The sequence below is a fragment of the Gelidibacter sp. genome (genome assembly GCF_035577925.1).
Lineage (GTDB): Bacteria > Bacteroidota > Bacteroidia > Flavobacteriales > Flavobacteriaceae > Gelidibacter.
In genome coordinates, this window is sequence record NZ_DATJCY010000317.1 from 1 (window position 1) to 9572 (window position 9572).

Annotated in this window: 9 protein-coding genes; 5 read left to right on the forward strand and 4 right to left on the reverse strand. The window is 36.3% G+C overall.

Features of this window, described 5'->3' with window-relative positions; all coding sequences use genetic code 11:
* Positions 1 to 1998: ABC transporter permease (locus VNJ50_RS12410; protein ID WP_325582395.1), on the reverse strand; the 1998-nt coding region annotated here is incomplete at its 3' end.
* A gap of 28 nt (positions 1999 to 2026) precedes the next feature.
* The gene (locus VNJ50_RS12415; protein ID WP_325582379.1) at positions 2027 to 2728 is read right to left on the reverse strand and encodes an ABC transporter ATP-binding protein; all 702 of its coding nucleotides are present in this window, start codon (positions 2726 to 2728) and stop codon (positions 2027 to 2029) included.
* A 25-nt stretch (positions 2729 to 2753) separates the two neighbouring features.
* Here VNJ50_RS12415 and VNJ50_RS12420 point away from each other — a divergent pair, with 25 nt between their 5' ends.
* On the forward strand, positions 2754 to 3491 hold the full coding sequence (locus VNJ50_RS12420) for an arylesterase (protein ID WP_325582381.1): 738 nt from the start codon (positions 2754 to 2756) through the stop codon (positions 3489 to 3491).
* 74 nt (positions 3492 to 3565) lie between these two features.
* Here VNJ50_RS12420 and VNJ50_RS12425 read toward each other — a convergent pair whose 3' ends face one another.
* Positions 3566 to 3838: a hypothetical protein gene (locus VNJ50_RS12425; protein WP_325582383.1), complete on the reverse strand. Its 273-nt coding sequence runs from the start codon at positions 3836 to 3838 to the stop codon at positions 3566 to 3568.
* A 49-nt stretch (positions 3839 to 3887) separates the two neighbouring features.
* On the reverse strand, positions 3888 to 4484 hold the full coding sequence (gene folE / locus VNJ50_RS12430) for a GTP cyclohydrolase I FolE (RefSeq protein WP_325582385.1): 597 nt from the start codon (positions 4482 to 4484) through the stop codon (positions 3888 to 3890).
* A 306-nt stretch (positions 4485 to 4790) separates the two neighbouring features.
* Between folE and VNJ50_RS12435 the strand changes: the two genes are divergently transcribed.
* From VNJ50_RS12435 to VNJ50_RS12450, 4 genes are all read left to right on the forward strand, one after another.
* Complete coding sequence (locus VNJ50_RS12435) at positions 4791 to 5450, forward strand: ABC transporter ATP-binding protein (protein WP_325582387.1); 660 nt, start codon at positions 4791 to 4793, stop codon at positions 5448 to 5450.
* A gap of 49 nt (positions 5451 to 5499) precedes the next feature.
* On the forward strand, positions 5500 to 6285 hold the full coding sequence (locus VNJ50_RS12440) for a TIGR02757 family protein (RefSeq protein WP_325582389.1): 786 nt from the start codon (positions 5500 to 5502) through the stop codon (positions 6283 to 6285).
* Positions 6286 to 6467: 182 nt separating this feature from the next.
* Entirely contained in the window at positions 6468 to 7949 is a 1482-nt protein-coding gene (locus VNJ50_RS12445; protein WP_325582391.1) for a S10 family peptidase, read from the forward strand.
* Between the two features lie 166 nt (positions 7950 to 8115).
* Complete coding sequence (locus VNJ50_RS12450; RefSeq protein WP_325582393.1) at positions 8116 to 9312, forward strand: IS256 family transposase; 1197 nt, start codon at positions 8116 to 8118, stop codon at positions 9310 to 9312.
* Positions 9313 to 9572 lie beyond the last annotated feature (260 nt).

Consider the following 9572-nt stretch of genomic DNA (forward strand, 5'->3'; position numbering starts at 1 on the left):
GTCCGGTACATTGGTAGTAAATACGTTAAATTGTGGTGCTTGTTCGAGCACACCATCGGGAAAAACGACTGTAAAATTGAGCTGCATTTGTGTCCAATCTACTTTTCTGATACTGCCAACCGTTGTATTCATCAAAACGCCTTGAATATTAAAAACCACAGGATCGCCAACCTTAAGTTTTGCATCTTCGGCAAGGTTGTCAGAAATAGAAATTACTACAGGATCATCAGGATTTAAACGAGGCACCCATTTGCCATCCAGCAACTCTTCCGAATCGGTCAAAGCATCCCGATACGTCGTTCTAAATTCATGATTTAAAATCCATCGACGTATTTGCTGTGTACTGTCCTTACGAATATCATTGACCAATTTTCCATTAATTTCATGCATACGCATAGTCACCATCGGAATGTTGTTAAGAACGGTCAACTCATGGTCCTTGATATTTTGTGCCACATCAGAAGTTTGTTGTGGTTGTACATCTAAAATGATGATATTGGCTTTTTCCGAATCTTGATTTAATTCTGTTTTAGACAACAATATATCCTTGGTAAAATACAACGTACTGATAAGAAATGTTCCCAAACCAATAGCGATAATTAAAACAACGGTCTGATTATTTGGTCTAAAAAGATTGAGCAAACTCTGTCGTGCCGTAAAACTCCAATGTTTCGGAAAAAACACTCTAATAGTTTTGATCAAGAGAAAAGCAATACCTGCCAAAACAGCAAAAGTAAGTGTTGTTCCCGCCACAAAAACAAAGGCATAAAGCAGATTGCCAATAAGCCAGAATGCAAACCCAAACAGGAACAACAAAATTATTACCAACACGCCAATTCTTATAAATCCGGGTTCTTGAACGGCGTTTTCATCAACGCGCAGCACATCCAAAGGCGAAACATACCACGTGCGCAATAAAGGTAAAAGCGCAAATAATATGGACATGAACAGTCCTAATAAAACACCAATAATAATGGGTCTTGCAGTAATGGAAACTTGAATGGTAAACGGTAAAAACTCCTTAAGCAGATATGGAAATATTTCTTGTACCGCAACACCAATTAATGAACCAATAAGACCGCCAACAACTCCTATACCTGCAATTTGAATCAAGAAAATGAGAAAACTCTGAAGTCTGGATGTTCCCATACATTTCAAAACAGCAATGGCTCTTAACTTTTCCTTGATATAAATATGTACCGAACTCGCAATGCCAATACAGCCTAACAACAGCGCAATAAATGCCGCTAAATTCAAGAATTTTTCAACATTATCATACCGTCTTCCTAAATTTTTGGTGGCACTGATATGCGTATTTATAGTGACGTTTTCAATGTCCAACTGCGGACGTATTTTTTCTTCAAGTCGGTTTAAATTTAAGGTATCCGAAACCTTATAAAAATATTGGTATTCCTTTCGGCTTCCAAATTGCAACAATTGTGTTTTATCAATCAGATGGTAAGGAATAATTACCGGTGGTGCTACGGAACTTGATATGGCCGAGCTTCCAGGAATAGATTTTAACGCAGCTACAATTGGAAGTGTCAACTCCCCTATTTTTATCGAATCTCCGGGATGCAAATCAAACTGCAACATCAAAGTGGCATCCACTAAAGCGCCGTCCTTTTCTTGATAAAGCTCATGAATATTCGTCGGTTCAGTGTCTATCTTACCATAAAAAGGAAAACCGCCTTCCAATCCTCTAACTTGAACCAATTTAGTACCGTCATTTTTTGGAAAAGCCACCATCGACACGAAGTTGACCTCAGAAGCATCAGGCTGCAATGAATCAATTATAGATTGCGCGTTTGGTGTTGGCAATTGTTTAGATTTTATGATAAAATCTGCACCCATTAAGCTTTTAGATTGGCGCTGAATATTTTCTTTTAGGTTTGTACTGAATAATTGAATAGATACAACGGCTGCAATTCCCAAAATAATCGATGCCATAAATAACAGCAAACGCATTTTACTCGCTTTGGCATCGCGCCAAGCCATTTTAAAAAGCCAAGGTAATCGCAAAGATTTATTGAGGTTGTTCACAGTTGGGAGTAAGTTCATTAGTAATAATTTTTCCACCTTTAAGTTTCAAAATCTGCTGTGTCCGATTCGCCAATTCTAGATCATGCGTAATAATGACCAAAGTGGTGCCGTTTTCTTTGTTTAAATCGAACAATAATTTGATCACTTTTTCACCGGTTTCTTCATCTAAATTACCCGTAGGTTCATCAGCAAATAAGATGGATGGCGAATTTGAAAAAGCTCTTGCCAATGCGACGCGTTGTTGCTCACCACCCGAAAGCTGTGAAGGGTAATGATGGATTCTATCGGCCAGACCTACTTTTTCCAATAAGAGTTTACTTTGTTGCTCAGCATTTTTGGCACCTTGCAATTCCAGTGGTACACTTACATTTTCTAATGCGGTTAATGTTGGTAATAATTGGAAATTCTGAAATATAAAACCTACTTCTTTATTTCGTAATTGGGCACGTTGGTCTTCATTCAAACTATTTAAATCCTGTCCGCATAATTCTACATGCCCTTCAGTTGGCCGATCTAATCCGGCGCACAATCCCAATAAAGTTGTTTTACCACTTCCTGATGGACCAACAATTGAAAACGTCTGACCTTTATCAACCTCAAAAGAGATGTCGTGCAAGACCGTTAATTGTTTTTTACCACTGAGATATGTCTTTTCCAACCCAGTAATCTTTAATATCTTTGACATGAAATTTTAATTTAAATACCGACTTATGTCCAAGGCTCAAAATAAACAATTGTATCCATATCTACCAAAATCAAAGACGTCCAAACTCATAAAGTTTTGTTATATTATTTTACCTTTATTTGTTTATTCATGTGGTGATACAAAAACTGAAAAGCCAAAGGAAAATCAAGAAACCGTACAGCAAACAGAAGATGCATCTTTTGAGAAAAACAAAACCATTGTATGTTTTGGCGATAGCATCACTGCAGGTTATGGATTGGATGATACCAACGACGCCTTTCCCGCTCTTATTCAACAAAGGATTGATTCTTTGGGATTAAATTATACCGTAATCAATTCGGGGGTAAGTGGCGAAACTACTGCCGGAGGAAAAAGTCGCATCGATTGGATAATCAAGCAACCTGTAGATATATTTTTGCTAGAACTTGGTGCCAATGATGGTTTGCGCGGTGTGCCTCTAACCGAAACTCGTGCCAACTTGCAAGCTATAATTGATATCGTTAAACAAAAAAGTCCAAAAACAACCATAATTCTTGCCGGAATGGAATTACCGCCAAATATGGGACAAACCTATACCCAGGAATTTAGGCAACTTTATGCCGATTTGGCCAAAACAAATACTCTGGAGTTTATTCCATTTATTCTTAAAGATGTTGGAGGGATTCCTTCATTAAACTTAGCTGATGGCATTCATCCAAACGTTGAAGGCCATAAAATTTTGGCGGAAACCGTATGGGAAGTATTAAAGCCATTGGTACAATAAAAATTATGACAAATCAACAATGACTTATAGAACAGCAAGTTAAAAACTCGAATACGTATATAATTCAGAATAATTTATTTTACCTCAATGGTTTCTGTTTTTTTACTGAATACATAAGTATAAAACCACATTATAGTAAAGGAAGGAATAACATCAAATCCTGGAATTATTTCTTCAACAAAAGAGAAAATACCTGCTATTCTACCATGTCGGCCAGCATACATCTTTGACATTAAAATTCCTGAGATTGGTGCCCAAATAAGATCAATAAAAGTAATCATCCCTATAAGATCAAAAACGATTCCAAGAATTAGTTTTTTATTTTTGCTTAAGTTTTCCAAGTTCATCTTTTCAAAAATTATTTTGGTTATTACTACAAAAATAATACCATAAATATTAGTGAAACGTATTACTTATCAGTTTCAAGAATTCATTTCGCGTTTCGTTTTGTTCAAATTGCCCTCTAAATCCAGAGGTTGTAGTGACCGAATTTTGTTTTTGGACTCCTCTCATCATCATGCACATATGCGAAGCTTCAATAACAACAGCAACGCCCAAAGGTTGCAAAGTGTCATTTATACAGTCTAAAATTTGTTTTGTCAACCGTTCTTGAACTTGCAGTCGTCTTGCAAAAATATCTACAATCCGCGGTAGTTTGCTCAATCCTACAATTTGCCCATTCGGGATATATGCAATATGGGCTTTACCAAAAAAAGGCAAAATATGATGTTCGCAAAGCGAATAGACTTCAATATCCTTCACAATCACCATTTCTTTATAAGATTCTTTAAACATGGCGCTTTTTAAAACTTCTGAAGCATCTTGATAATACCCTTGCGTCAAAAACTGCATGGCTTTTGAAGCACGCTCCGGAGTTTTTAACAAACCTTCCCTATTGACATCCTCACCAAGATCTTCAATAATAAGCTTGTAACGTTCTTTAATATCTTCTGTAACTTTTATATTATATTCTTCAAAATGTTCGTAAGACATGTTTTCTCATTTAAGTTTTGCATAAAAATACTGTATAAAAATGAAAAGTACGCCATGAACCCCATTTTTAGATCAGATTAATTTGAACTATTAAAAATAGAACATAACATTCTTATTAAGTAATTGCTTTGTTCAAAACAGCATATATTCAAAAGTTATAAGTGAATCACAAAAAAATAACTGCTACATATCCTATAAAATATGTTTTGAAACAGGAATTAAATATCAACCGAAAATTTTAAGAAGAATCCGATGCAAAATTGTACATCAGCAAACAAAATGCTAACTTGCTTCTTTTTACAATCTATGATAAAAGCAACCAATATTCATAAATATTATAATGATCTCCATGTGCTTAAAGGTGTAGATCTTAACATTAAAAAAGGTGAAGTTGTTTCGGTTGTAGGCGCTTCTGGTGCAGGAAAAACCACATTATTGCAAATTTTGGGAACCTTAGACCGGCCTTCGCAAAAGGAAGAAAGCACACTTATTATCAATGATGTGAATATTATGAATTTGACTGATAAAAATCTGGCCAAATTCAGAAATGAGCATATTGGTTTTATATTTCAATTTCATCAATTATTACCAGAGTTTACAGCATTAGAAAATGTTTGCATTCCTGCATTCATCAAAAACACTTCTAAAAATGAAGCTGAAAAACGCGCCAAAGAACTCTTGGAGTTTTTAGGACTAGGTCATCGTTTCGCTCACAAACCAGGGGAACTATCTGGTGGCGAACAACAGCGTGTTGCGGTTGCAAGAGCTTTGATCAATAATCCAGAATTGATTTTTGCCGATGAACCCTCAGGAAATTTAGATAGCGAAAGTGCTGAAAACCTTCATAATCTATTTTTTAAACTTCGGGATGAATTTGGCCAAACCTTTATTATCGTCACACACAACACTGAATTGGCAAATATGGCCGATAGAAAATTGGTAATGGTTGATGGAAAAATAGTGTAAATGAATATTTTTTAAAATTAAAATCATTCTTATTATCATAAAATAAATTTTGCAAAAACCATTAAATCAAGAAGAATTAAAGGAGTTTTTAGATTCCAAAGTAGCACAATACAACAATCCACGGTTTATTGAAAGTGATCCTATTCAAATTCCACATCAATTTTCGGAAAAGGAAGATATTGAAATTGCAGGCTTTTTGACTGCTACCATTTCATGGGGAAATAGGAAAAGTATTATTACCAATGCCAACAAAATGATGGCAATGCTGGATCACTCACCTTATGATTTTATAAAAAATCACTCTATTACTGATTTAGAAAAATTAAAATCTTTTGTCCATCGCACTTTTAATGGCGAAGATTTCATTCAATTCATCAAAAGTTTAAACCATATTTACACCTGTCATAATGGCATGGAATCGTTGTTTTCAAAACATCTTGAAGAATTTTCAACCCAAAATGCCATACATCAATTTAAAAAACATTTTTTTGAGATGGATCATTTGCCAAGGACTCAAAAACACATTAGTGATCCATTAAAAAATTCAGCAGCAAAACGCATCAATATGTTTTTAAGATGGATGGTCAGAAATGATAATACTGGCGTCGATTTTGGAATTTGGAAACACATCTCCCCTACCCAATTATCATGTCCTTTAGATGTGCATTCAGGAAATGTAGCACGGTCGTTGGGCTTATTGAATAGATCACAAAATGATGCAAAAGCTTTAAGCGAACTCGATAAATCTTTAAGAATATTAGACGTAAAAGATCCCGTAAAATATGATTTTGCCTTATTTGGACTAGGCGTTTTTGAAGGGTTTTCCAAATCTTAAACATATATTCCGATGGCATTCTACATTTTAGATAAGCAGTCCTTTTAAATAAATTATCACTCTGCAATTATTGCTCTGAAAATTTGTTAAAACATCTATTTCACTTTCCCAATTCGCTTTAAACCTATAAATTTCACTGATTTTAATTAATTCATAACATTTATCAACTAAACCTTAACTACATGAAAAACGTTTTTTTATTTTTTGCGGCATTTTCCACGAGTTTGCTGTTTGCACAAGCCATAAAAGTGCCGTTAGACACTATGGCAATTACAAATCATACGGTTGCGATTAAAGGTACCAACCTTAATTATCAAGCTATTGCCGGAACCCAGCCTGTTTGGGATGCTGACGGCGCACCCATTGCCACACTTTTTTATACTTATTACAAAAAAAGTAATAGTGAAAAGGAAAAACGACCAATAGTTTTTTCTTTTAATGGTGGTCCTGGTTCGGCCTCTGCTTGGATGCACATTGCATATACAGGACCGGTAGTTTTAAATATAGATGAAGAAGGTTATCCTGTTCAGCCTTATGGGGTAAAAGTAAATCCATATTCTATATTAGATGTTGCCGATATTGTTTTTATTGATCCGGTAAACACGGGATATTCTAGAATGGTAAAAGACAAAGACGGAAAATATCCTGATAGAAAAAACTTTTTTGGAATTAATGCGGATATTAAATACTTGGCAGAATGGATGAACACGTTCGTTTCTAGACACAACCGATGGGAATCACCGAAATACTTAATTGGCGAAAGTTATGGAGGTCCAAGAGTAATGGGATTGTCCAAAGAATTACAAAACAGACAATGGATGTATCTAAATGGTGTGATTTTAGTTTCGCCAGCCGATTACAAAATATATTCTACCAATCAGCCAATTTATTCGGCTATCAATTTACCGTATTTTGCAGCAGCTGCTTGGCATCATAAAGCGCTTGCTCCATCGTTACAGCAAAAAGACTTATTGGATATATTACCAGAAGTTGAAACTTATACCATTAATCATGTGATGCCAGCCATTGCTAAAGGTGGTTATATTTCTGATGCCGAACGCAATGAAGTTGCCGAGAAAATGAGTCTTTATTCTGGACTCAGTAAATCTTCAATTATTGACCATAACTTAAATATTCCGACCAGTTTTTTCTGGAAAGAATTAATTCGTGACCGAGGTTTTACGATAGGGCGATTAGATTCGAGATATTTAGGAATCGATAAAACACAAGCTGGAAACTCTCCTGATTACAATTCTGAATTGACCTCTTGGTTACATTCCTTCACGCCTGCCATTAATTATTATATTCGTGAAGAATTGAAATTTAAAACCGACATTAAATATAATATGTTTGGAAATGTGCATCCTTGGGATAATCAAAATGATAACGTAAGAGACGATTTGCGTCAGGCGATGGCTCAGAATCCTTACTTAAAAGTTTTGGTCCAATCAGGATATTACGATGGTGCCACCACCTATTTTGCGGCTAAATACACGATGGGCCAAATGGATCCGAGTGGTAAATTCAAAGATCGCGTTTCTTTTAAAGGCTACAGAAGTGGTCACATGATGTATTTAAGAAATGAAGATTTAAAAACTGCCACTGAAGACATCCGACAGTTTATAAAAGAATCGTCGTCCAAAGGACAACCTGCAAAATATTAATCATTTAAAAGCCCGATAATTTTTTCGGGCTTTTTTTATTTGTAATATTACTGTTGGATATTATTGTTATTATAGGGACTATTTCACAAAGTGTGTAAGTTAAATAAATAGCTGGGGCGCGCCCCAGCTATTTATTATTATGTTTAATTTTAATTTTTATACACTTATGAAAAAGAATGATTTAATTTCAGATGATTTTCTGAAGCAGTTCAAGAGCCACGAGGAGCTCACCAGTTTTTTAAAACAGATCCAAAAACGAGGGATCGAGAAAATGCTCGAAGGCGAACTCGATGGCCACCTTGATTATGACAAGCACCAAAGGTCCAGTGGCAGCAATGCGCGCAACGGATACTCTAAGAAGAAAATAAAAACATCTTTTGGAGAGTCCGAGATTGCCGTTCCAAGAGATAGAGATGCTTCGTTCAATCCGATGATCGTTCCCAAAAGGGGCAATATGGTCGAAGGCCTTGAGAATGTTATTGTATCGCTCTACGCCAAAGGAATGAGCAACAGCGATATTGAAGAACAGATACGAGAAGTCTATGATTTTGATATCTCCACCTCGACCATATCGAGGATTACCGAAAAAGTGACTGGAGACATCATCGCTTGGCAGAACCGCCCATTAGAACCTGTCTATCTCATTGTCTGGATGGACGGTATTGTTTTCAAGGTACGGGAGAACTCCAAGGTAATCAACAAGACGGTTTATATTGCTGTGGGACTTCGTAGGGACGGCAAGAAAGAGGTGCTCGGCCTCTGGTTGGGCAAGAATGAATCGGCTGCTTTTTGGATGAGTGTCCTGACCGATATCAGAGCACGGGGAACAGAGGACATCCTGATAACCGCCACCGATAACCTGAACGGTTTTACCGATACGATCAAGAATGTGTTCCCTGAGTCAAAGACTCAAATCTGTGTGGTCCATCAGATACGCAATGCTTGCAGATATGTGGTATGGAAAGATAAAAAGAACTTTACGGCCGATATGAAGCATATTTACAATGCGCCCAATCAAGAAGCCGCTAAGCTGGCCCTGGAGGATTTTGCCCACAAATGGAATGATAAATATTCTTATGCCGTTAAAAGCTGGAGGGATAACTGGGAAGAACTCACCGTATTCTATGAGTTCCCGTTAGAAATAAGGAAGATTATCTATACTACAAACCTCATTGAGAACCTAAACGGAAAGATAAGAAAGTATACCAAAAATAAACTATCCTTCCCAACGGACGAAGCCGTGATGAAATCTGTATATTTGGCAGTACGTGAAGCAACAAAAAAATGGACAATACCTGTGAGGAATTGGGGCATTATTCTAAATCAGTTCCTAACGATCTATGAAAAAAGGGTCAGACTCTAAAAAAGTCCAACCCCTGTTATTTTTAACTTACACACTTTACGGGATAGTGTCTGTATAGTTATCATTTTTAGAGTTATCAATTGATACGCTGTACTTGGTACACTGTACTCTATACTATCCTCAGCAACCAATCGCTCTAGTGTTTAATTTCTAGTTCCTCAGAAGCATTTCGTCTCCGATCTCGAACGAATTACTTTCCGATACAAAACTTCCCAAAAATCGTCCCCAAGATATCTTTATCCACATCGATCTGACCGGTG

What these genes read in the sequence shown, in the direction of transcription:
- VNJ50_RS12415 (WP_325582379.1), bottom strand. Translation starts at nt 2,728, where the DNA reads ATGTCAAAGATATTAAAGATTACTGGGTTGGAAAAGACATATCTCAGT.
- VNJ50_RS12420 (WP_325582381.1), top strand. Translation starts at nt 2,754, where the DNA reads ATGTCCAAGGCTCAAAATAAACAATTGTATCCATATCTACCAAAATCA.
- VNJ50_RS12425 (WP_325582383.1), bottom strand. Translation starts at nt 3,838, where the DNA reads ATGAACTTGGAAAACTTAAGCAAAAATAAAAAACTAATTCTTGGAATC.
- folE (WP_325582385.1), bottom strand. Translation starts at nt 4,484, where the DNA reads ATGTCTTACGAACATTTTGAAGAATATAATATAAAAGTTACAGAAGAT.
- VNJ50_RS12435 (WP_325582387.1), top strand. Translation starts at nt 4,791, where the DNA reads ATGATAAAAGCAACCAATATTCATAAATATTATAATGATCTCCATGTG.
- VNJ50_RS12445 (WP_325582391.1), top strand. Translation starts at nt 6,468, where the DNA reads ATGAAAAACGTTTTTTTATTTTTTGCGGCATTTTCCACGAGTTTGCTG.
- VNJ50_RS12450 (WP_325582393.1), top strand. Translation starts at nt 8,116, where the DNA reads ATGAAAAAGAATGATTTAATTTCAGATGATTTTCTGAAGCAGTTCAAG.